The sequence below is a fragment of the Rothia sp. HMSC069C04 genome (assembly GCF_001812895.1).
Taxonomy (GTDB): Bacteria; Actinomycetota; Actinomycetes; order Actinomycetales; family Micrococcaceae; genus Rothia.
On the sequence record NZ_KV810755.1, the window covers coordinates 1 to 24,135 of the forward strand.

At 58.0% G+C, this 24,135-nt stretch carries 18 protein-coding genes, 1 tRNA gene and 1 pseudogene; all 20 read left to right on the forward strand.

From position 1 onward, the window contains the following. Positions 1 to 321: 321 nt before the first annotated feature. The 20 genes and pseudogenes from HMPREF2879_RS06925 (at position 322) to HMPREF2879_RS07010 (ending at position 23,811) form a co-directional block, all read left to right on the forward strand. Entirely contained in the window at positions 322 to 1,443 is a 1,122-nt protein-coding gene (locus HMPREF2879_RS06925; RefSeq protein ID WP_049356240.1) for a tetratricopeptide repeat protein, read from the forward strand. A gap of 188 nt (positions 1,444 to 1,631) precedes the next feature. Then, positions 1,632 to 2,669: an HAD-IIA family hydrolase gene (locus HMPREF2879_RS06930; protein ID WP_049361975.1), complete on the forward strand. Its 1,038-nt coding sequence runs from the start codon at positions 1,632 to 1,634 to the stop codon at positions 2,667 to 2,669. Continuing rightward, entirely contained in the window at positions 2,662 to 2,829 is a 168-nt protein-coding gene (locus tag HMPREF2879_RS06935) for a hypothetical protein (protein ID WP_005506658.1), read from the forward strand. Before HMPREF2879_RS06930 ends, HMPREF2879_RS06935 begins: the two co-directional genes overlap by 8 nt. A gap of 107 nt (positions 2,830 to 2,936) precedes the next feature. Further along, positions 2,937 to 3,665, forward strand: coding sequence for a TlyA family RNA methyltransferase (locus HMPREF2879_RS06940; RefSeq protein ID WP_049360431.1), 729 nt, complete (start codon positions 2,937 to 2,939; stop codon positions 3,663 to 3,665). Positions 3,666 to 3,881: 216 nt separating this feature from the next. Beyond that, a pseudogene (gene merR / locus HMPREF2879_RS09205) lies at positions 3,882 to 4,202 on the forward strand (Hg(II)-responsive transcriptional regulator); the annotation flags it as partial. Between the two features lie 35 nt (positions 4,203 to 4,237). Further along, positions 4,238 to 5,896 (forward strand): mercury(II) reductase, encoded by a 1,659-nt coding sequence (gene merA, locus HMPREF2879_RS09210; protein WP_083309640.1) that lies wholly within the window; start codon positions 4,238 to 4,240, stop codon positions 5,894 to 5,896. A 312-nt stretch (positions 5,897 to 6,208) separates the two neighbouring features. Beyond that, positions 6,209 to 7,246, forward strand: coding sequence for an NAD kinase (locus HMPREF2879_RS06945; RefSeq protein WP_141744447.1), 1,038 nt, complete (start codon positions 6,209 to 6,211; stop codon positions 7,244 to 7,246). 19 nt (positions 7,247 to 7,265) lie between these two features. Then, complete coding sequence (gene recN / locus HMPREF2879_RS06950; RefSeq protein ID WP_005506652.1) at positions 7,266 to 8,984, forward strand: DNA repair protein RecN; 1,719 nt, start codon at positions 7,266 to 7,268, stop codon at positions 8,982 to 8,984. Positions 8,985 to 9,324: 340 nt separating this feature from the next. Beyond that, on the forward strand, positions 9,325 to 11,019 hold the full coding sequence (locus tag HMPREF2879_RS06955) for a CTP synthase (protein ID WP_070635121.1): 1,695 nt from the start codon (positions 9,325 to 9,327) through the stop codon (positions 11,017 to 11,019). Positions 11,020 to 11,164: 145 nt separating this feature from the next. After that, a complete protein-coding gene (locus tag HMPREF2879_RS06960) occupies positions 11,165 to 11,839 on the forward strand; it encodes an NUDIX domain-containing protein (protein WP_049350387.1) in 675 nt (224 codons plus the stop codon). A 92-nt stretch (positions 11,840 to 11,931) separates the two neighbouring features. Beyond that, positions 11,932 to 13,248, forward strand: a complete 1,317-nt coding sequence (locus tag HMPREF2879_RS06965; protein ID WP_070635122.1) for a tyrosine recombinase — start codon at positions 11,932 to 11,934, stop codon at positions 13,246 to 13,248. A 93-nt stretch (positions 13,249 to 13,341) separates the two neighbouring features. Then, positions 13,342 to 14,202 carry a ParA family protein gene (locus HMPREF2879_RS06970; RefSeq protein WP_005506637.1) on the forward strand — a complete coding sequence of 287 codons (861 nt, stop codon included), beginning with the start codon at positions 13,342 to 13,344 and terminating at the stop codon, positions 14,200 to 14,202. A gap of 192 nt (positions 14,203 to 14,394) precedes the next feature. Beyond that, positions 14,395 to 15,414, forward strand: a complete 1,020-nt coding sequence (locus HMPREF2879_RS06975; protein ID WP_070506805.1) for a segregation and condensation protein A — start codon at positions 14,395 to 14,397, stop codon at positions 15,412 to 15,414. Beyond that, positions 15,407 to 16,444 (forward strand): SMC-Scp complex subunit ScpB, encoded by a 1,038-nt coding sequence (scpB, locus tag HMPREF2879_RS09215; RefSeq protein ID WP_083309641.1) that lies wholly within the window; start codon positions 15,407 to 15,409, stop codon positions 16,442 to 16,444. Before HMPREF2879_RS06975 ends, scpB begins: the two co-directional genes overlap by 8 nt. An 87-nt stretch (positions 16,445 to 16,531) precedes the next feature. Continuing rightward, entirely contained in the window at positions 16,532 to 17,692 is a 1,161-nt protein-coding gene (locus HMPREF2879_RS06985; protein WP_005507699.1) for a pseudouridine synthase, read from the forward strand. A gap of 18 nt (positions 17,693 to 17,710) precedes the next feature. After that, complete coding sequence (locus tag HMPREF2879_RS06990; RefSeq protein WP_070635123.1) at positions 17,711 to 18,880, forward strand: prephenate dehydrogenase; 1,170 nt, start codon at positions 17,711 to 17,713, stop codon at positions 18,878 to 18,880. A gap of 54 nt (positions 18,881 to 18,934) precedes the next feature. Next, the gene (cmk, locus tag HMPREF2879_RS06995; RefSeq protein ID WP_049358673.1) at positions 18,935 to 19,627 is read left to right on the forward strand and encodes a (d)CMP kinase; all 693 of its coding nucleotides are present in this window, start codon (positions 18,935 to 18,937) and stop codon (positions 19,625 to 19,627) included. Between the two features lie 112 nt (positions 19,628 to 19,739). After that, positions 19,740 to 21,320, forward strand: a complete 1,581-nt coding sequence (gene der, locus HMPREF2879_RS07000; RefSeq protein WP_070635124.1) for a ribosome biogenesis GTPase Der — start codon at positions 19,740 to 19,742, stop codon at positions 21,318 to 21,320. 198 nt (positions 21,321 to 21,518) lie between these two features. Beyond that, positions 21,519 to 21,592: transfer RNA gene (locus tag HMPREF2879_RS07005), tRNA-Pro, on the forward strand. 581 nt (positions 21,593 to 22,173) lie between these two features. Then, positions 22,174 to 23,811 (forward strand): L-lactate permease, encoded by a 1,638-nt coding sequence (locus tag HMPREF2879_RS07010; protein WP_070635125.1) that lies wholly within the window; start codon positions 22,174 to 22,176, stop codon positions 23,809 to 23,811. Positions 23,812 to 24,135 lie beyond the last annotated feature (324 nt).

A 24,135-nucleotide genomic window follows, 5' to 3' on the forward strand; every position in this document is an offset into this window, starting at 1 on the left:
TAAGACTCTTCGCGCCGATGGTACTGCACTTTTGTGGGTGTGGGAGAGTAGGTTATTGCCGCTTTATTATTCAATAGCCCCGGCTTCGCCGGGGCTATTTTTGTTTGGGGAGGTCGTTAGGCCTCCCCATTTGTCTTTAACATCCCATCAGTACGGGTGCACGGAAGGTGCTCTCTATACTAGAATGGTATGGCTTATGTTTAGGCATTAGCGGGTGTATCTAAAACACCCCTCATAGAGTTGATGCCTCAGGCAGCGGTTCGCCCGAATCGACTGCATACCCTACCCGCCCACACTGGCGGATACCTCCCAAGGAGATTCATGTCTGAGACCCCCCGTCACGAGTCTAACGGCTCCGGCCCCCGCCAGCACCGCAAGAACAGCGGAGGAAAGGACTTCCGCTCCAAGAAGGGCGGCAAGAACTTTGGCGGCAAGGGCGGTTTCAAGCGTAACGACCGCGGAGGCAAGAAGTTCGACGGCCGTCGCTCCGACTCCCGATCCAAGGCACCTCGCTCCAACGGTCCCGAGGCAGAAGCACCTCGCGAAGAAGTACGCAGCATCGGTGGCCGTGCAGGCTATCGCCCCGCAAAGCCCAAGGCGCCGGAAATTGACGATGACATCACCGGTCGCGAGCTGGACGGCGCGACCTTCCGTCAGCTGCGCGCCCTGGAACCTCGCAACGCAGAAACCGTCGCAAAGCACCTCGCCATGGCTGGTCGCTACCTCGACATCGATCCCGAATTCGCGCTGGAACACGCCGTTGCTGCATCCCGCAGTGCAGGCCGTATTGCCGCAGTACGCGAAGCTGTTGGCGTCGCCGCATACGTGGCAGAAGACTTCGAACTGGCACTGCGCGAACTGCGCACCCACCGCCGTATTAGCGGCTCCGTAGACCACCTGGCACTGCTGGTGGACTGCGAACGTGCGCTCGGCCGTCTGCCCAAGGCAATGGAAATGATTGCAGAATTCAAGAAGGAAGAACTGCCCGCCAACGTGCGCGTAGAGCTTGCCATCGTTGAATCCGGCATCCTTAGCGATCAGGGCAAGAAGTCAGAGGCTGTCGTAGCACTGCAGATTCCTCAGCTGAACCCCAAGCGTGCCTTCGAGTACAGCCCCCGCCTGTTCAGCGCATACTCCGACGCGCTGGCTAACGCAGGCCGTAACCAGGAAGCAGAACGCTGGGCACGCCTCGCATTCATGGCAGAAGCAGCACTGGGCCAGGGCAATTTCGCAGAACCCGAAATCTTCGACATGTTCGGTGAAGCTGGCCTCTTCGAGCAGGAAGAGAAGTCCGTAGAACTCACTGAGACCGCAGAAGAAGCTGAAGAGACCGCTGAAGCTTCCGCAGAAGAGGAAGCAATCGAAACTGCAGAAGAAGTAGCTGAGGACGAGAAGACCGAAGCTCCCAAGACTGAAGAAGCAGAAGAAACCTCCGCAGAATAAGACTGCAGAGAATCTAAGAATTCTAAATACGTGACCTAAGTGTCAGCGTGAAACCGCTGGACGCCACACCCAAGCAGGGGAGCGCGTCCAGCGGTTTTCCATATAATCGCCCGAAGGCACCAACGCTAGAGTGTCTAACAGGTACGATTAATAGCGACAACCGCCAGAGCCCCCGAGAGGAACACTCTATGACCACGAACGTACTCCTATCCCGCTACGATGCCCTCCTCTCCGATCTGGACGGCGTAGTCTACGCGGGTCCCTTCGCCATCGAAGGCGCACCCGAAGCGCTCAACCGCGCCGAAGAAGAACTCAATGTACCGGTCATCTTCGTCACCAACAATGCATCGCGCTCTGTAGAATCTGTAGCAGAGCACCTGCGTGAACTGGGTGTGCACACCCGAGCAGAACGAGTCGTCAGCTCCGCACAGGCAGGCGCCGCACTGCTCGCACAGCACGTACCCGCAGACTCCAAAGTGCTCATCACCGGTACCGAAGCACTCGCCGACTGCGTTCGTGCGGTAGGCCTCGAAACCGTACGCAAGGAAGAAGAAGGCCCCGTAGCCGTCATCCAGGGTTTCGACCCCAAGATCGGCTGGGAAGACCTGGCGGAAGCCGCCTACACCCTCGCAAACCCCGACATCCTCTGGATTGCCACCAACACCGACCAGAGCATCCCCAAGGAACGAGGCCAGGCACCCGGTAACGGCACCCTCGTAGCAGCCGTGGCAAGTGCAACCCGCCGCACCCCGCTCGTCGCGGGCAAGCCCGAAGCACCCATCTTCCACACTGCAGCAAAGGCAGTGAACTCCAGCCGCCCCGTTATCGTGGGCGACCGCCTGGACACCGACATTCTCGGCGCCAACAACGCAAAGATGGACGGCGCCCTCGTCCTAACCGGCGTACAGACCTACCAGGACGTCATCGAGGCCGTGCCGAACCAGCGTCCGACCTATATTCTGCGCACCCTCGAGGACTTCTTCGCACCCTACCCCGAAATTGAGGTGCTCTACGAAGGCTATGAAGTCACCGCAACCGGCCCCACCTGGCAGGCCCGAGTTCGCGGTGAAAACCTGAGCCTGACCGGCCCCGAGATTGAAGACACCGAAGCATTCGCGGGCAGCGAGAGCGAAGCCGAAGCATGGCGTGTAGCCTGCGCGGCATGGTGGGCGGCAAACCCCGAACAGGGCGCACGCCCCAACATCCAGGGGATCCCCGGTGCCTAAAGAACCGGAGACTAATAGCACGGCAGAGGAAACCGCTGAGCTTGATGCAGAATTCGAGCGCCAACTCGCGGCGACCCTCGCCATGGATCCCGTAGAGCGCGTCAAGCGCCTCGAAACGATGAGTGAGCAGCTGGAGAAAGACCTCGAAAACCTCTCCTAGTTCGCGGCGGTGTCACCTCAGAACAGCAATGCTCTGAGGTGACACTAGATAACCCGTCACCAGACGATGACATCACCAGACGACGACAGAAAGAAGACAAGGACACCGTGCGCCTCGATAAATACCTGGTCGAAGCCGGATTCGTGAGTTCCCGAACCCTCGCCGCAAAACTCATCGCGGCAAGGGACGTGCAAGTCAACGGCAAGGTTGCGCGCAAAGCGTCCATGCTCGTGGGCCCGGAGGACACCCTCTACGTGCGCCAGAGCGAGCTGACCGAATACGTCAGCCGCGCAGGGCACAAGCTCGCCGGTGCCCTCGACGCGTTCCCCGATATCGAGGTAGAAGGCAAGCGTTGCCTGGACGCGGGAGCATCCACCGGAGGCTTTACCGACGTGTTGCTTCGTCGAGGAGCCGCCCACGTAGCCGCCGTTGACGTAGGACACGGGCAGCTCGTGGACGCGCTACGCGAAGAACCGCGAGTCGGCGTGTACGAAGGACTCAACGTTCGCTATATGAAGCCCGAAGACATTGGTGGGCAGGTCGAACTGACGGTTTCTGACCTCTCGTTCATCTCGCTGACCCTGGTTATGGAGGCGCTAGCGAACGCCACCGAAACCGGCGGCGACCTGGTGCTCATGGTCAAGCCGCAGTTCGAGGTCGGCAAGCATCGCATCGGACGTGGGGGAGTGGTGCACGAAGAATCCGCCCGCCGTGAAGCAGTAGAAAAAGTTCAGGCATCTGCGGTCAGCCACGGATTGCGTGTGATGGGTATGGAACCCAGCCCGCTCCCCGGACAGGACGGCAACGTAGAGTACTTCCTATGGTGCAAAAAATAAAGGGTCTTCGGAATATATAGTGGAATTACTTTCTTAATAGTTTAAAAACAACTGGTGTTTAAATCGGATTTTCTGGTGGGATGTTAGGATAATCAATAGTATTATATAAAAGTATCAATCACATACGAGTGATACTTTGGGAAAAAATAAAATAGTCCAATTTACTTGACCGTGTACTATGGTACATGGTTTATAATATTCAGGGGGTGAAATAAGATGATTTATCGCATTAGTGAGTTTGCAGATAAATGTGGAGTTAATAAAGAAACGATCAGATATTACGAGCGAAAAAATTTATTACAAGAACCTCACCGAACGGAAGCTGGTTATCGGATATATTCATATGATGACGTTAAGCGTGTTGGGTTTAATAAACGAATACAGGAACTTGGTTTCTCTTTAAGTGAGATTTATAAATTACTTGGTGTTGTAGATAAAGATGAAGTTCGTTGTCAAGATATGTTCGAATTTGTTTCTAAAAAACAAAAGGAAGTGCAAAAACAAATAGAGGATTTAAAACGAATTGAAACTATGTTATAATAGAAACATTAACAAACGAAAGGAGCTTTTTTATGAATAAATTTAAGGTAAACATTTCAGGAATGACTTGTACGGGTTGTGAAAAACACGTAGAATCAGCACTTGAAAAGATAGGTGCTAAAAATATTGAGTCTAGTTATCGTCGTGGTGAAGCAGTATTTGAACTGCCCGATGATATTGAGGTTGAAAGTGCAATAAAGGCGATTGCTGACGCAAATTATCACCCGGGCGAAGCAGAAGAAATACAAGTGCAATCGGAAAAAAGGACAGATGTAAGTTTAAATGATGAAGGTAACTATGATTATGATTACATCATCATCGGTTCTGGTGGAGCTGCCTTTTCATCTGCCATTGAAGCCGTTACTTTGAACGCAAAAGTGGCTATGATTGAGCGTGGAACGGTGGGTGGAACTTGCGTTAATGTCGGATGCGTTCCTTCTAAGACCTTATTAAGAGCAGGGGAAATCAATCATCTAGCAAAAAATAATCCATTTGTGGGATTACACACTTCGGCTTCAAGTGTTGATTTAGCGCCATTAGTAAAACAAAAGAATGATTTAGTAACCGAGATGCGAAATGAAAAATATGTGAATTTAATTGATGATTATGGTTTTGAATTAATAAAAGGTGAAGCAAAATTCGTAAATGAAAATACAGTTGAAGTAAATGGCAATCAAATCACAGCCAAAAGATTTTTAATAGCTACAGGTGCTTCTTCAACTGCACCTAATATTCCCGGATTAGATGAAGTAGATTATTTAACAAGCACTAGCTTATTGGAATTAAAGAAGGTTCCAAATCGTCTTACCGTAATTGGTTCAGGATATATCGGCATGGAATTAGGACAACTATTTCATAACCTCGGGTCAGAAGTCACTTTGATTCAAAGAAGCGAGCGTCTATTAAAAGAATACGATCCTGAAATTTCAGAAGCCATTACTAAGGCCTTAATAGAACAGGGAATTAATTTAGTAACAGGTGCAACCTATGAACGAGTTGAGCAAGATGGAGACATTAAAAAAGTTCATGTTGAGATAAATGGTAAAAAGCGAATTATTGAAGCAGAACAATTGCTAATTGCCACTGGAAGAAAACCAAATACAGAATCATTAAACTTACATGCAGCAGGCGTTGAAGTTGGTTCCCGTGGTGAAATTGTCATTGATGATTATCTTAAAACGACCAATTCCCGAATTTATTCAGCTGGAGATGTCACTCTCGGTCCCCAATTTGTTTATGTAGCTGCTTATGAAGGTGGACTTGCTGCTCGTAATGCAATCGGAGGACTAAATCAAAAGGTCAATTTAGAAGTGGTTCCAGGCGTTACGTTTACTTCTCCATCGATTGCAACGGTTGGTTTAACGGAGCAACAGGCAAAAGAAAAAGGATATGAAGTGAAAACATCGGTATTGCCGTTGGATGCTGTTCCAAGAGCGCTCGTTAATCGGGAAACAACAGGTGTTTTCAAATTAGTGGCAGACGCGAAAACATTGAAAGTGTTAGGGGCGCATGTAGTGGCAGAAAACGCAGGAGACGTAATTTATGCAGCAACATTAGCTGTGAAATTCGGTTTAACTGTTGGAGATCTGAGAGAAACGATGGCTCCATATCTAACAATGGCAGAAGGATTGAAGCTGGCTGTCCTAACTTTTGACAAAGATGTTTCGAAATTATCTTGCTGTGCAGGCTAAGGGAACTTTTTTACAACTCCCTATTCAACGGTGTCGAAAGTAAATATAGTGCCGAAAATAAATAGTGCTAAGGCAGTCTGAGAGAAACCGCTCGGTAACGCAGGACGCGTTGAGGGCGGGGCTTTCTCAGGCTGCCGCGCTATTCGCAGGTATTTTTACAGGTATTTTAGAGATACCCCAGCCGTACGCTATTCGAAATAATTTTCTAAAAATATAGCTCTTTAGAAAATCTTCGAGAACATATTCGGTATGATAGGTGTAGATACACCATCTCAACATCCCGATCTCAACACCCGATGGGAGAGAGTCGTTATGGCAGAACACGAAAGCCACGCACCGCAGGAAGCAACCGCACAGGTAGTTGCCGCAGGTGCGCGTCATAGTTCCGAATACCACAGTTTCGAACGTCATGGTTTTGAAGACTCGGTGGAACAACGTCACCGTAAGATTCTCGTCTTCGCCCATGTGGGGCGCAAAGAAGCACGAGATGCCGCCCGACAGGCATGCACCCAGCTCTACGAAGAGGGACTCGCACCCGTCATGACTCGCTCCGATCTGGAAACCCTGAGCGAAAACTGGGACGAGCCCGTCCCCGTGCAGGTCGTCCATGAATCCGTGGCGCTCATCGATATTGAACTCGGCGTGGTACTCGGTGGTGACGGTTCGATTCTTCGCGCCGCAGAAATGGTACGCCGAACCAGCGTTCCGCTCATTGGCGTGAACCTGGGACACGTCGGATTCCTCGCCGAATCTGAAGAGAGCGACCTGACCGAAACCGTTCGCTGCATCGTCAACAACGAATACACCGTTGAAGAACGCATGGCAATCGACGTGGAAGTCTGGAACGACGGCAAGCGCGTGCACAGCGACTGGGCGCTGAACGAAGCCAGCGTCGAAAAGGGCAACCGCGAAAAAATGATTGAAGTCATTATCGAGGTGGACTGCCGCCCGCTCAGCAGCTTCGGATGCGACGGCGTGGTCATGGGAACCCCCACCGGCTCGACCGCCTACGCTTTCTCCGGCGGCGGCCCGGTCGTCTGGCCCGAAGTTGAAGCAATTCTCATGGTGCCCCTCTCGGCTCACGCGCTCTTCGCACGCCCGCTGGTAGCAGCGCCGACCTCCACTCTGGCGGTAGAAATGATGCCCGGAAACGGCGCTTCCGGCGTGCTCTGGTGCGATGGCCGCCGAACCGTAGAGCTGGACCCCGGCTCCCGTATTGAGGTGAGACGCTCCGAAAAGTCGGTGCTGCTCGCCCGTATCCACCCGGCTCCCTTCTCAGAGCGACTGGTGCGTAAATTTGAGCTTCCGATCCGTGGCTGGCGCGGCCCGCAGGATACCGAGAAGCACTAAAGAAAAGGAATGAACGTTCGTGATTGAGGAAATCCATATTCGAGACCTCGGCATCATCACCGATGCGAGGCTCCCCCTCGAACCCGGATTCTCCGTGCTGACCGGCGAAACCGGCGCAGGTAAAACCATGGTCGTCACTGCCCTCGGCATGCTCCTGGGCGCCCGATCCGACGCATCCAGCGTGCGCAACGGCGCCAAGAGCGCCCTCGCCGAAGCAGTCATTCGCCTGCCCCACGGGCACCGCGCCCTTGAGCTTGCTGAAGAAGCCGGCGGCACCGCCGAAGACATCGACGAACAGACCTCCGAGCTGCTTCTGGCACGCACCGTCAACGCCTCGGGACGCTCCCGCGCGCATGTTGGAGGTTGCTCCGCGCCCATCGGAACCCTGTCTCAGATTGGTCAGACTCTTGTTGCAGTCCACGGCCAGTCCGATCAGTTGCGCCTCAAATCAGCGGCAGAGCAGCGCCAGTCCCTCGACCTGTACGCGGGTGAAGAGCTCGCCAACCTGCTTGAGAAGTACCGCGAAAACTACGAGCGATACCGCGCCGCCGCCGCAGAGCTGAAGGAAGTACGCGAAAACTCTCGCGCACGAGCCCTCGAAGCGCAGACCCTGCAGGGTGCCCTCGAAGAAATCAGCGCCGTCAATCCGCAGGCCGGGGAAGAAGAAGAGCTCAAAGCCGAAATGGTGAAGCTCATGAACGTGGAAGCGCTACGCATTGCCTCGGCAACCGCATCCGCAGCGCTCAGCGGTAGCGAGTACTCCACCGGCGACGAGCAGAGCGTCATGAGCCTGCTCGATGCAAGCCGCTCCGCGCTACAGGCGCAGGCAGACGCTGACGAAGAGCTTGCCTCCCTCGCGGCGCGCGTCAACGAGCTGCTGATTCTTGCCACCGACATCTCTTCGGATCTGTCCTCCTACATGGCCTCCCTGGATGTTGAAGGGCCCGAACGTCTGGCGCAGGTGCAGACTCGCCGCGCCCAGCTGGCGACCCTCACCCGCAAGTACGGTGCCGATATTGCTGAGGTCCTCGAATGGGCCGAAGAATCCCGCGCACGCCTTGAGACCCTGGTGGACGACCCGCAGCGACAGGAAACCCTGGAAACCGAGCTGGTACAGCTACGCAAGGTGCTTGGCGCCCAGGCAGAAGAGCTGACCGCCCTGCGCCGTGCCGCCGCGCAGAAACTGGCGGACGCCGTCAGCGAAGAGCTCACCGCTCTTGCCATGCCGAACGCCTCCCTGGTCGTGGAAGTTGCCGAAGCCGAAAAGTTCTCGGTACACGGTCGAGACACCGTGACCTTCATGCTGGCGCCGCACCGAACCGCCGTGCCGCGCCCGCTCGGTAAGGGCGCCTCCGGCGGTGAGCTCTCCCGCGTGATGCTCGCCCTGGAGGTAGTGCTTGCTGAAGTGGACCCCGTACCCACCTTCATCTTTGACGAGGTGGACTCCGGCGTGGGCGGTAAGGCCGCTATCGAAATCGGTCGCCGCCTCGCCATGCTCGCCCGACACGTGCAGGTTCTGGTGGTCACCCACCTGCCGCAGGTTGCAGCCTTCGCGGACCAGCACATCCTCGTGCTGAAAAACGATGACGCGTCCCTCTCAAAGGTCAAGGTACTTTCCGAAGAGGAACGCGTGGTGGAACTGGCGCGAATGCTCTCCGGGCACGATCAATCAGAATCGGCGCGAGAGCATGCCCGAGAGCTACTGGCAGCCGGTCGAGAAGTGCCGCAGGGGCGCTGAAACCGGCGGCAAACCGGCAGGGAAAAGCATGAAGAAAGTGCTGGCAAAAGCGCCGAAAGGCGGCATCTTTCGCACTAAAGACCATCAAAGGGGCAGAAGTGCGCGAGCGTGCCTCGGAAAGTTGTCGGTACAGCCCGTGCCGGTGACCAATAGCGGCGCATGGAGCCCAGAGGATGTGAGATACTCTGTGAATGCTCCTACACCTGCTTCTACACGGCGCGGCGGGAATAATAAATCCCCAGCTCCGTTTACAGTGGTGATAAGGACAAATAGGGGAGGGAAAGCCGCCTGAGAGAATCCTCTCGCGGCAAAACCCTCTGCTTGGATAGCAGACAAGAAAATGGTAGGCTTGAATTCCGTGGTGAATGAAAAAAATAACGCTCTGAACGCGTCCTCTAACGACAAGGTAACCCGCCAGATTTTCGTGACCGGCGGCGTTGCATCTTCTCTCGGTAAGGGCCTGTCGGCCTCTTCCCTCGGTCAGCTTCTTCGCGCACGTGGCCTCTCTGTGACCATGCAGAAGTTCGACCCCTACCTGAACGTCGACCCCGGTACGATGAACCCCTTCCAGCACGGTGAAGTCTTTGTCACCGACGACGGTGCTGAAACCGACCTCGACATCGGACACTACGAGCGCTTCCTGGACGAAAACCTCGACCAGTCCGCTAACGTGACCACCGGCCAGGTCTACTCCTCCGTCATCGCAAAGGAACGCCGCGGCGAATACCTCGGCGACACCGTCCAGGTCATCCCTCACATTACCGACGAAATCAAGGCCCGCATGCGTCACGCAGCGGAAATTGACAACGCACCCGACATCATCATCACCGAAATCGGTGGTACCGTCGGCGATATCGAGTCCCTGCCCTTCATGGAGGCAGCACGCCAGGTACGCCGCGATGTTGGCCGCAAGAACGTCTTCTTCCTGCACGTCTCCCTGGTGCCCTTCATCGGCCCCTCCGGCGAGCTCAAGACCAAGCCGACCCAGCACTCCGTGGCAGCACTGCGCGGCCTGGGCATCCAGCCTGACGGTCTGATCCTGCGATGTGAGCGTGAGGTCCCCGTATCGCACCGTACCAAGATTGGTAACGCATGCGACGTGGACAGCGACGCAGTCATCTCCTGCGCCGACGCACCCAGCATCTACGACATCCCCAAGACCCTGCACAGCCAGAAGCTCGACGACTACATCCTCGACTACTTCGGCATTGAGGCTCCCGCACCGGACTTCACCCAGTGGGACCGCCTGCTCGACGCAGTGCACCGCCCCGCAGCAGAGGTCAACGTTGGCCTGGTCGGTAAGTACATCGACCTGCCCGACGCATACCTGTCTGTCTCCGAGGCTCTGCGCGCCGGCGGCTTCGCAAACAACGTGAAGGTCAACATCAAGTGGGTTGCAGCCGACCTGTGCGCAACCGACGAAGATGCAGACCACCAGCTGCGCAACATGGACGCAATCCTCGTGCCCGGCGGCTTCGGCATCCGCGGCCTGGACGGCAAGATCGGCGCCCTCAAGTACGCACGCGAGCACAAGATCCCGACCCTGGGCATCTGCCTCGGCCTGCAGTCCATGGTCATCGAGTACGCACGCAACGTACTGGGCCTGTCCGAAGCATCCTCCACCGAGTTCGATCCGGAAACCTCCGTACCGGTCATCGCAACCATCGAAGAGCAGAAGCAGTTCGTCGAAGGTGCAGGCGACCTGGGCGGCACCATGCGCCTGGGCCTGTACGAGGCAAACCTTGTTCCCGGCTCTCAGGTTGCTAAGGCGTACGGTGCAACCGAGGTTGCAGAGCGTCACCGCCACCGCTACGAGGTGAACAACGAGTACCGCGAGCAGCTTGAAGAAGCAGGCCTGCGCATCTCCGGTACCTCCCCGGACTCCTCTCTGGTTGAGTACGTGGAACTGCCCGCAGAGGCACACCCCTACTACGTGGCAACTCAGGCACACCCCGAGTACCGCTCGCGTCCGACCCGCCCGCACCCGCTCTTCTCCGGCCTGATTAAGGCTGCTCTGGAGCGCCGCGGCGCCTAACATCTAGGCACGAACGTTCAGCATCCCGCTCACCCCGTACTGGGGAGAGCGGGATGCTTTCGTTTAAACCTAAACGTGCCTTATTCCGTGCCTGTACCTGACGCGCCAAACGTAGCGGGGCTAAGAAGCCGCCTACAATGAAAGAATGAGCAACAACCAGCAGATTATTGATGCACCCTCCGAACGCACCATCCGCACCCGCACCGTGAAGTACAGCGGCTACGTGATCGAAACGACCGTTGAAGAGTACGAACTCAACGAAAACACCGTGCTGACCCGCGACGTCGTGGAAATGCCCGGCGCCGTCGCCGTGGCGGTCCTCAACGACAACAACGAACTGCTGATGCTCAACCAGTACCGCCACCCGGTGCGCATGAACCTCTGGGAAGTACCCGCCGGACTGCTCGACATCGACGGTGAAGACCCCCTGGTCGCCGCGCAGCGCGAACTTGCCGAAGAGGCAGACCTGCAGGCAGGCACCTGGAACGCTCTGACCGACTACTTCAGCAGCCCCGGCGCAACCAGCGAAGCAGGCCGCGTCTACCTGGCGCGTAATCTCTCGGAACTGCCCGCCGAAGAACGTAGCGAACGCACCGAAGAAGAAGCCGAAATGACCTACCGCTGGGTGCCCCTCGCCGAGGCAGTACAGCTGGTACTGGGCGGAAAGGTTCACAACGCGCTCGCTATCCAGGCGGTACTCGCCACCTACGCGGCGGCGCAGAACAACTTTGAAGGTCTGCGCCCCGCCGAGGGCGGCTGGGAGTTCCACCCCTACATGGGACAGCGCCGCGAAAAGCCGGAGAACTTCCGCAACCACTAAGAACCGAACGTAGGGCGGGGGAGTAGTCTCGCCTACGGCAAACCCAAACGTCAAGAGGCCCAAATATCAACAGAACCGGCAGAGGAGATAGCGTGAAGCAGGCAAAAAGTACGGTGAGCAAGACACCCCGCGGCGCGGGTCTGCTCGGCGTGCCCTCTTCTGCTGGTTCCTCCATGCTGGGTTCTTCTGCCCTGGGTGCTTCCCACCAGGAGGCGCAGACCCCGCTCCAGAGAGCCAACGAGCAGTACCTCATCCACCTGCGCGTGGAGCGAGGAAGCAGCGAGCACACCATCGCCTCCTACGCGCGTGACCTGCGGCGATACAGCGCCTACATGGCGACCCTCGGCGTCATCGACCCCGAACGCATCACCACCGCGCAGGTGCGCTCCTTCATGCGGGAACTCGCCGCCCCCACCGTGCCCCTTGCCGGATTTGACGCAGGGGAGAAGAATAAGCAGAACGCGCAGGAATCTCAGGAAGCACAGGAAGAAGCCGCAGAATCGCTGGCACTGATGATCGCTTCCGAATCGGGGCGAGGTACTGGAAACGGGCGCGCCGGAAAAGGACCTGCTGGAAAAGGCCGTGCCGGGCAGTCGAAAGCTGGGGCCCCTGAACAAGAAACGCTAACCGCAGAAGGCGCGCCAAGCCTGCCCCTGCCGCTGGGCCCGAACTCCATCGCCCGCACTATGGCGGCAGTCCGCGGCGCGCACGCCTTCTGGGTCTCCGCGCTCATCGTGCCCACCGACCCGGCGGCGCCGGTCACCCCGCCTAAGAACGTCAAGCGTCTGCCCAAAGCAGTTAGCGTCGAAGACATTCAGCGGCTACTTGCCGTACCCGACCGTGAAACCGCAACCGGGCTACGCAACCGAGCCATCCTCGAATTTCTCTACGCCACCGGCGCGCGCGTGAGCGAAATGCTCAATGCCGATATCGACGACGTGCACTTCGAAGGGACTCTCACCGATGAAGACGGCAACCAGATCACTTTGCCCGGCTACGTTCGACTCTTCGGTAAGGGAAACAAAGAACGGCTCGTACCCATTGGTAGCTACGCCCAAAAAGCAATCCAAGACTACCTGGTGCGTGCCCGCCCCTCCCTCGTAGCGCACGGTAAAGGCACTGCCGCGCTCTTCGTCAACGGACGAGGCGGCAGACTCGGACGCCAAGGTGCGTGGCTCATCCTCAAAGAAGCCGCCGAAGCCGCCGGGCTCAGCTCCGACTTCTCACCGCACTCCATGCGCCACAGCTTCGCAACGCACCTGTTGCAGGGCGGCGCCGATATTCGCGTGGTGCAAGAACTGCTCGGGCACGCTTCCATCGCCACCACGCAGGTGTACACCAAGGTCACACCCGAGGGGCTCATGGAGGTGTACCGCATGGCGCATCCGCGTGCCCACGAACGGGGATAAACCCCGTCAATCCGCGGAACAGCCGCTCTTGAGGTAACCTTATAGACAACGCTTAAACTTTAAAACTTCGAATTCATTGATGAAGGTGAACCATTGACTGAAGCTCAGGCTCAAGAACTCGGACCCACCGGTCGACCCCTGCGCGTATACCCCGACCCGGCTCCGCTGAGCAGCCACGGTCCCGCCCGCATTATCTCTATGGTGAATCAGAAGGGCGGCGTGGGTAAGACCACCTCCACCATTAACCTGGGCGCGGCACTGGCAGAATGCGGCCGTAAGGTGTTGCTGGTCGACTTTGACCCGCAGGGTGCTCTCTCCGCCGGTTTCGGTGCGAACCCGCACGAACTGGACCTGACCGTCTACAACGTCATGATGGACCGCAAGGTCGACATCAAGGACGTCATCTTGCCCACCGGCGTGGAGAACATCGACCTGCTGCCCGCCAACATTGACCTCTCCGCAGCTGAAGTTCAGCTGGTCAACGAAGTGGCTCGCGAGCAGGTTCTCGCCTCGGCACTGCGCAAGGTCCGCGACGAATACGACGTCATCCTCATCGACTGCCAGCCGTCTCTGGGTCTGCTGACCGTCAACGCGCTGACCGCCTCCGAGGGCGTGATTATTCCGCTGATTTGTGAGTTCTTCGCACTGCGCGCCGTCGCACTGCTGGTCGACTCCATCGAGAAGGTGCAGGACCGCCTGAACCCCGACCTCGAAATCTCCGGCGTACTTGCCACCATGTTCGACGCGCGCACCATCCACTCCAAGGAAGTTCTGGCACGCATCGTGGACGCATTCGGCGACAAGGTCTTCGACACCGTCATCAAGCGCACCGTGAAGTTCCCGGACGCATCGGTGTCCGCTGAGCCGATTCTCAGCTACGCCTCCAGCCACCCCGGCGCGGAAGCATACCGCCAGGTGGCACGCGAACTGATCTACAAGGGCGGCGCACGCTAAAGCCCCCACACCTATACGCCCTCTGCTGAGGTGACTCTCACCCTTGAGTCACACCGGCAGAGGGCGTATAATTGTGTGGATTCTAAAGACCCCGCACACTGCTTACGTCGAAAAATAGGCGAAGCAGAAGCCGCATCTGAGACGGCACCAACAAAAGCCGGGGAGAATAAACCTAAGGAGAATAGGTCGTTTATGACCACGAACGTCGCTGCCGTGAGGGTACCGACACCGAATGCAGACACCGCCGCGAACGCCCGGACTGAGGGCCGCGGCCTGCAGAACCCGGAACGCGGTTTCACCCTCACCCTCAGTAATTTTGAGGGTCCCTTTGATCTTCTACTGACCCTGATTTCGCGCCGCAAACTCGACATTACCGAGGTGGCGCTCGCAGAGGTCACCGACGAGTTCCTCGCATACCTGCACGCCCTCTACGCTGAAGGCACCGAACGCGCACTCGACGAAGCCAGTGAATTTCTGGTCATCGCCGCAACCCTGCTGGAACTCAAAACCGCACGCCTGCTCCCGCAGCATCGTGAACCTCTCGAAGAGGATGTTGCACTGTTGGAGGCACGCGACCTGCTTTTCGCCCGTCTGCTGCAATATCGCGCCTACCGCGAAGTTGCCGATATTTTTGCTGAACGCTGGGCGCAAGAAGCGCAGCGTTTTCCCCGTGCGGTAGCCCTTGAAGAACGGTTCGCCCAGGCGCTTCCCGAGCTGGTCTTTACCGGAGGTGCCGAAGAGTTCGCCCGCATCGCCGCAGTAGCGCTGAGTCGAACCCCCAAAGAGCCCGAACCGGAACCCGAAGAAATCGTTGAAGAACTCAACGAGCACCTGCACGTTCCGCTAACCACCATCGCGGCTGAAGAACACTACATTCTGCACAGCCTGCTCGATACCGCGGCGCGGGAACTGAGCTTCGCCGAACTGGTTCAAGGATCCGGCGACCTAGAAATCGCGGTGGTTCGTTTTCTCGCCCTGCTCGAGCTCTACAAAGAAGGTGCCCTGCACGTGGAACAGGACGCACCGCTCGGAGCCATTCGGGTACGTGCGAGCGCGAGCGCCGCACAATTCGTAATCCGCGAAGAAAGTACAGACACCGCAGGCACACAGGATGCGCACGAAATTGGTGAAGCACCTGAATCACCCGAGGCGAACGAATCTGCGAACGAATCTGAAGCTAACACGGAACCGGTAGAGGAGGATTATGAGTAATCACGGCTCACGCTTTGACCGTGAATTCACCCCTGACGACCTTGCCATCGTGAACATGGGCTACTGGGATCCGAACGCAGACGAAGATTCGGAACAGGCTGACTCGGCGCCGGCAGAGGCGGTAGAGGCGGAAATTTCAAAGCCTGCTGAGGCGGACGCTGAGCCGGCTGAGCACGAGGTAGCGGCAACTCCTCTGGAGGCTGAGGTTACCGAAGATGCCGAGGTTACCGAAGAAGCTGAGGAGGCTGAAGCCACTGAACCGGTAGAGGACTCCGATGGTTCCGACATTTCCGACAGCTATGAGGAATCGCAGGAAACTGTATCCCGTGAGTCGAAGGAGCCGGCAACAAAATCGGTAAAGATTCCGGCGGGAGGCCCCTCCACCGCACCCAGCGTGGCGGTCGATGCCGAAGCCGAATTCTCCAAGGTCGAGGCAATCCCCGGCGGCGTCAAAAGCGCCATCGAAGCAATCCTAGCCGTTGCCGAAGCGCCCGTGAGCGTCAAAGAACTCTCCGCCGCGCTCATCGTCAGCGAACGCGCTGTTGAGCACGCGCTCGACCAGCTGTACCGCGAGTACAACGGCGAAGAAAGCGGCTACGGAGAAGACGAAAACCGAGTGGCGCCCGAACCGCGCGGATTCCAGCTGCGGAACGTCGCCGGAGGCTGGAAACTCTACGCCCGCGACGACTTCGCCCCCTGGGTGGCACGCTTTGTGACCCGCTCCAAGAGCGCGACGCTGAGCAAACCAGCCTACGAAACGCTGGCTGTCATTGCCTACCAGCAGCCGGTGACCAGGGCGAGGGTAGCCTCCATTCGAGGCGTAAATGCGGATGCGGCAATCCGTCAGCTGCTGCAACGGCAGCTGATTCGTGAAGCAGGGCGAGAAGCCGGAAGCGGCGCGACCCTCTACGAAACCACGGAGCTACTGCTGGCGAAGCTCGGGCTGAACTCCCTGGAGGAGCTGCCGGCGCTTGCGCCCTTCCTGCCCGATGATACGGAAGCCGCAGTGCTTGCCGAGGGCAACGACTAAGACAAAGACAACGAATCAATAAGACGAACGAACGTTCGGGAAATTCCTGAAACGTTCGCACTATACGACAGAAAAGAGAAGAACACCATGGCATATGGAAACTCCTCCCGCGGCGGCCGCTCTGCATCCGGTCGCCCCCAGAACTCCCGCGGTGGCCGTCCCGGCGCTGCTCGTCCCGGTCAGGGCGGTAAGCCCGGCGCTAAGGGCGCATCCGCACGCGGCGGTCGTCCCGGCGCACCGAAGAGTGGCGCAGGCAAGGGCGGCGCAAAGGGCTTCGGCGAGAAGAAATTCGGTGACAAGAAGTTTGGCGAGAAGAAGTTCGGCGCAGGCCGCGCAGGTTCCGGCCGAGGCCGCGGTACCGAACTGCCCAAGCGCGAACGCCGCGCACCGGGCCGCCCCTACCGCTCCGGCGAAGCCTTCGCAAACGAGCGCGGCGAATACCGCGTCAGCAACTACGCTGGCCCGCACCGCCCCCGCCGCCCCCGCAACGCCCCGGTAGACCACTACGAGTTCTACGACCACGACGGCGTACGCCTGCAGAAGCTGCTTGCCCAGGCCGGTGTGGCATCCCGCCGCGTCTGCGAAGAAATGATTACCGAAGGCCGCGTCACCGTCAACGGTGAAGTCGTGACCGAGCTGGGCGTGCGCGTGGACCCCTCCAAGGTCACCGTGCAAGTGGACGGCATGACCGTTCAGACCAACGACAAGCTCGTCTACATGGCATTCAACAAGCCCGCCGGCGTGGTCTCCACCATGGAAGACCCCGAAGGTCGCCCCTGCATCTCCGACTTCCTGCGTTCCTCCATGAGCGAGCGCGTATTCCACGTGGGCCGCCTGGACGTCGAAACCGAGGGTCTGCTGCTGCTGACCAACGACGGTGAACTGGCGAACCGCCTCACCCACCCCTCTTACGAGGTGCCCAAGACCTACCTGGTGCAGGTTCCCGGCCCCATGGAGCCCGGCGTCGGCGCAGCCATGAAGAAGGGTATTCGCCTGGAAGACGGCGTGACCCGCGTTGACGAGTTCAAGCTGGTGGACTCCACCCCTGGCCACGTGCTCGTTGAGGTGACCATCCACTCCGGTAAGAACCGCATTGTGCGCCGCCTCTTCGACGCGGTCGGCTACCCGGTCGAGCGCCTGGTCCGTGTCGAGATGGGCCCGATTCGTATTGGTTCGCAGAAGCAGGGCACCGTCCGTAACCTCTCCAAGGTCGAGATCGGTCACCTGCTCGCTTCGGTGGACATGTAATAACGCTAAGGAGTTGTCATGAGCTCGCCCGCTGAGCTTTCCGCATCTGAGCTGCCCATGGACTCAACGCTAACCGGGCCGGTGCTCATTATCGGCTCGGGTCTGCTGGGTGCCTCCATTGGTTTGGGGTTGCGTGCGGCAGGATGCGAGGACGTGTACGTCCAAGATATTTCACCCACCGCCGAGGCAGTGGCGCAGGATATTGGTGCCGGTACAAGCATCTCCACCCTGTCGGAGGAGGAACGCGCCGCCCTCGCCCCGCAGCTGGTGGTGGTGGCTGCGCCTCCGGATAGTGCCGGTGCCGTGTGCGCTCGCGCGTTGAACACCTACGCGCCTCGACCGGAGGCGGGCTACCCCGGCGCTGTGGTGACGGATGTTGCCTCGGTGAAGGTGCAGCCGCTGGCTGATGTGCTTGCTTCGGGCGCGGATGCGTCCCGTTACGTGGGTTCGCATCCGATGGCTGGGCGTGAGAAGTCTGGCCCGGTGGCTGCTCGTGGTGAGCTGTTCCAGGCGCGTCCGTGGATTATCTGCGAGCACGATTCGGTTCGCCCCGAGTGTGTGCGTCTGGTGCGTTCTGTGGCGGTGGAGCTGGGCGCGATTGTGACTTCTCTGAGCGTTGAGGAGCATGATCAGACGGTCGCTCTGATCTCTCATGTGCCGCAAGCGATGAGCTCGCTGTTGGCTTCGAGTCTGCAGGACACTCCGCTGTATGCGCTGTCCCTGGCGGGTCAGGGTTTGCGCGATACGGTGCGTATCGCGGCTTCGGACCCGACGCTGTGGGTGCAGATTTTTGCGGCGAACGCTGACCCGATTGTGAAGACCCTCTACGGGGTGCGTGATGACCTGAACCGCCTCATCGCGACGCTGGAGAACCCGACGGCATCCGGCGCTCGCCTGGATTTGGCGCAGCTGATGAGCGAAGGCAACGCGGGCGTGAGCCGTATTCCGGGTAAGCACGGTACTGCCCCCGCCGCGTTTGCAAAGATGACGGTGTTGGTGGACGACACCCCCGGCACGCTGGCTCGTTTGCTTGCCGAGATTGGTGAGCTGGGCGCGAACCTTGAGGATTTGCGGCTGGAGCACTCGACGGGTGCCCCGGTGGGTATGGCTGAAATCTCGGTCAATCCGTCTATTCATGAGGCGCTGGTCCGCGATTTGTCGGCTCGCGGTTGGCGTGTTGTGAAGTAGAGTTAAAGCTGTATTTTCCGGCATAAAGTTTGAGACGAATTTGAAGGAGTGCTGATGCACGAGAACCCTAAACTGACGATTGCTATTGACGGTCCCTCCGGTTCCGGTAAGTCGTCTGTGTCTAAGGAAGTTGCACGCCACTTTGGTCTGGCGTACCTGGACACCGGTGCAATGTACCGTGCCGCAACCTACCGTGTGCTGGAACTTGGCATTGACCTGAACGACGCTGAAGCGATCGCGAAGGCTGTCGAGGAGATGCCCCTGGTGTTCGGTACGAACATTAAGGAAGAAGAGATTCTGATGGGCTCGACCGATATCCGTGAGGAGATTCGTAGCGAGCGCATTTCTTCGGCCGTTTCTGCTGTGGCTTCGGTTCCGGCGGTTCGTGAGCACCTGATTGGCCTGCAGCGCTGGATGATTAACCACGCTATTAACGGCATGGTCGCTGAGGGTCGCGACATCACCACCGTAGTTGCCCCCGACGCTGATGCGCGCATCCTGCTGACTGCTTCTGAAGAGGTGCGCATGGCGCGCCGCGGCCTGGAGAACTCCGAGAAGTCCGGCGCTTCGGGTGACTTGAGCAAGCAGATCGCTGAGCGTGATGCGAAGGATTCGAAGGTCAATAACTTTATGGAAGCTGCCGAGGGTGTGACCCTGGTGGACAGCTCGGATCTTGATTTTAATGCGACGGTCTCTGCAGTGATTAACGCTGTGAATGACCAGTTGAAGGCGAAGCGCGCGGGCTAGGCCCCGCCGAAACGCTGGGGGAGTGGTGCATCCGCTCCCGAGAAGACGTTGAGCCGTGCTCGCGTGCTGACCAATGGGTTGGGCGCGGGGGCGGGTAGAGAAAGGAATGCGCATGGCTGAGGACGCTATCCGCGACGATTACGAAGATAAGTACCTGGGCGGTGGCGAGGACGACGTTACTGAGCGCCTCGCTGAGATTGATGATGAGACCGCTGACCAGCGTGCTCAGGCTCTGCTTGAGGGTCTTGAGGACTACGACCTGGATGAAGAGGACCGCGCCCTGCTGGGTGCCTGGGGTTTCGACATTGAGGAAGAGGAAGAGCAGCTCGCTGATCCGGTAGTGGCGATTGTTGGCCGCCCGAACGTGGGTAAGTCGACCATCATTAACCGTATTCTGGGCCGCCGTGAAGCGGTGGTTGAGGATAAGCCGGGTGTGACTCGTGACCGCGTGTCCTATAAGGCTGAGTGGCTGGGTAAGAGCTTCACCCTGGTTGATACCGGTGGTTGGGAGTCTGACGCTCGCGGTATTGATGCTCAGGTTGCTGAGCAGGCTGAGATCGCTGTGGAGCAGGCCGACGTTGTGGTCCTGGTGGTGGATGCCCGCGTGGGTGTGACCGCTTCGGACGAGCAGATTGTGCGTATGCTGCGCCGCGTGAAGAAGCCGATCATTCTGATTGCTAACAAGATTGACGACGCTCACCTGGAGCCGGAGATTTATAACCTCTGGTCGCTGGGTATGGGTCAGCCGTTCCCGGTGTCGGGTCTGCACGGTCGTGGCCTGGCGGATGCTCTGGACGAGATCCTTGAGGTCATGCCGGAGCACTCGCAGTTTGCTCAGCCGGAGGCGCTGGGTGGCCCGCGTCGTGTGGCTCTGGTGGGTCGCCCGAACGTGGGTAAGTCGTCGCTGCTGAATAAGCTGGCTGGTTCTGAGCGTGCCGTGGTGAATGACCTGGCTGGTACGACTCGTGACCCGATTGACGAGATTATTGAGCTGGGCGGCTACCCTTGGCGTTTTGTGGATACCGCGGGTATTCGCCGTCGCCAGCATATGGCTAAGGGTGCGGAGTTCTACTCTTCGCTGCGTACTCAGACTGCTCTGGAGCGCTCTGAGGTTGCCGTGGTGCTGCTGGATGTTTCCGAGCCGATCTCTGAGCAGGACGTGCGTATCGTGCAGACCGTGATTGATTCGGGTCGTGCGATGGTCCTGGCATTCAATAAGTGGGATACCCTCGATGAGGATCGCCGCTACATGCTTGAGCGCGAGATTGAGCGCGACCTGGCCCACGTGCAGTGGGCGCCTCGCGTGAACATTTCGGCGAAGACCGGTTGGCACAAGGACAAGCTGGTCCCGGCCCTGGAGCACTCGCTGGAGTCGTGGGATTCGCGTATTCCGACCGGCCGCCTGAACGCATTCCTGGGTGAGATTGTGGCCGCGCATCCGCACCCGCTGCGCGGTGGCAAGCAGCCGCGTATTCTCTTCGGTACTCAGGTGTCTTCGCGCCCGCCGAAGTTCGTGCTCTTTACTACCGGTTTCTTGGATCCGGGTTACCGACGCTTCATCATGCGTCGTCTGCGTGAGACCTTTGATTTCACAGGCACCCCGATTGAGATTTCGATGCGCGTGCGTGAGCGCCGCTCCCTGGGTGAGCGTCAGAGCGCGAAGGCTAAGAAGGGTAAGGGCGGCCGCCGCTAGTAGCGGGGGTGTCTGCCTGATGCCGTGTTGCTGGGCTGGGCCCCCACGCGCTGGATCCTGTGCAGAAAATCTGCAAAAAAAAGATTTTTAAGATTTTTTCTAAAAATGGGGATTCTGGCTTGCGCGGGGGTTGAAAGCCCGGTATAGTTATTCGAGTGTTCAGGGGAAACCTTGAAAACAATATCGTGAATAACGAATCGGGTTGTGGCGCAGCTTGGTAGCGCACTTGACTGGGGGTCAAGGGGTCGCAGGTTCAAATCCTGTCAACCCGACAGATAAAGCTCCGGAAGGTTTTTCCTTCCGGAGCTTTTTGTATGCCGTTTAGTGGTTTTTGTTTTGCTTGCTTGGATGGGGAAATACGGGAGTCGGTGCCAAATACACGGCTGGAAGCACTGAAGGGCGCTCTCTTCCTTGGGATGGCGGGGGAGGGGCCGGCATTGCACCTGTAAAGCGGTGGGTCTTTAGGTTAGTGTGCAATTATGAGCTTCGATCTAAATGTTGGAATATGCCCGATTTTGTGGGTGATGGGTGGTACATTGGGTACACAAGGAATCGCGTTTTAGCGGTCAGAAATTTTAGCTTTGGCACTGAATTTCCCTTGACAAATCAAGGAATATTTAGGTTTCTGTGACTAAAACACGACTTCATACACACTGAATTTCATAGCCGCAAAACCAACACGAACCCAAGTGAAGGCATATATCCCCAGAGGATAGCGCCCATAACGCATAAAACAGCTAGGTGCACGCACCTGCAACACACGGCACACACGCCGCCACAAGCGTCGCTGGGAAGGTTTTACGGCACAACTCGATCCCGCCCCTCGGGGCGCGGAAAGGAACGCAATACAATCATGTGGCAGCAAGTCTACGACCCGCTACACTCGAGTGCCCTCTCTGCACTCGTGGCAGCAGTCCCGATTATTTTCTTCCTTCTGGGCCTCACCGTCCTGAAGCTCAGCGGTATTAAATCTGCCGTCATCTCCCTGGCGCTCGCACTCGTGATCGGTTGCGGCATCTTCGGTATGCCCGTCACCGCAGGTGCAGGCTCCATCCTCTACGGTTTCCTCTCGGGCATGTGGCCCATCGGCTGGATCGTTCTCATGGCAGTGTGGCTCTACCGCATTTCCGTGCGTTCCGGCGGCTTCGAAATCGTTCGCTCCTCCATCTCGTCCATCTCTACTGACCAGCGCATCCAGATGCTGCTGATTGCATTCTGCTTCGGTGGCTTCCTTGAAGGCGCTGCAGGCTTCGGTATTCCGATTGCTATCTGTGCCGCACTGCTGGTTTCCTTGGGCTTCAACCCGCTCAAGGCCGCAATGTTCGCCCTGATTGCTAACGTGAGCTCCGGTGCATATGGCGCTATCGGTATCCCCGTGACCACCGCAGCAACCCGCGGCGGCGTGGACCTGCACGGTCTGTCCATCGAAATGGTCCTGGTTATCCAGATCATGGCAGGCCTGATCCCCCTGGTGCTCGTCGCTATTCAGGACGGTCTGCGCGGTATCCGCGAAGTCGGTCTGGTAGCTCTCATGGTCGGCGTTATCTACTCCGGTGGCCAGTCCGTTCTGCTCGCAACCCTGGGTAACCCCGAGCTCGTTGACATCATCCCGCCGCTGCTGGCACTGGTCGCTCTGGCACTGGTCATGCAGAAGTGGCAGCCCAAGCACATCTTCCGCGAGCCCACCGCTCCCTCCCTGGAAGAAGTTCAGGCGCAGCAGAGCGTCAAGCACACCAGCGGCGAAATCCTCAAGGCTTGGAGCCCCTTCGTCTACCTGTCCGTCGTGATTCTGCTCTGGTCCACCGCTCTGAAGCCCCTCTTCGCTGCTAAGGGCGCGCTCGGCTTCACCAACATCTCCTTCCCCCTGCCCTGGCTGCACCAGAGCATCTCGCAGGCGGCACCGATTGTTGCAACCCCCAAGCCTATCGACGTGACCTACACCTGGAACATTGTGGGCGCATCCGGTACCGCAATTCTGGTGGCTACCATCATCACCATCCTGACCTCCAAGATTAGCTGGGGCGAGGCTATCGAGGAACTCGGCGCAACCTGGAAGCAGCTGCAGACCCCGATCCTCATGATCTGCCTGGTCATGTCCGTTGCTAACGTCATGAACTACGCGGGTATGATTACCTCCATCGCACTGGCTGTTGCCGCTGTGGGTGCTATCTTCCCGCTGCTGTCCCCGATCATCGGTTGGATTGGCGTGTTCGTGACCGGCTCCGTGGTGAACAACAACATCCTCTTCGCTGGCCTGCAGGCTACCACCGCACAGCAGATTGGCGTCAGCCAGACCCTGCTGGTTGCATCTAACACCGCCGGTGGTGTGATGGCGAAGATTGTTTCCCCGCAGTCCATCGCAATTGCAGCGGCTGCTGTGAACAGCTCCGGCGAGGAATCCAAGATTACCTCCATGGCGATCAAGTACAGTGCAGCACTGCTGGCTATCACCTGTGTTTGGGTTTACGTCCTGTCCCTGGTCGGCCTGTAAACAGTGTGAGTACCTGATGCGTGTAACCTACCTTCTCTGAAAGGTGAGGTACCCGCGACACGGTTTAGCAAAAGCCCCCTTCTACTTCGGTAGGAGGGGGTTTTCGCATTTCTGTGTTTTGTGCGCTGGGGAGGAGATTCGCGGCTAAGGAGCGCAATTATGCACATAAGTTTCATTTGTGCACACTTAAGGTCGCCCTATCCTGAAGTCTCGGAGAAGACCTGTTAGCTTAGACAGATAAAGTCAAGAGCACCTAGTGAGAGGGAAAGGGTCCCGCTCACCGCCGCCGCGCCCCGGTATATGGCCCCGGTATATGGCCCCGGT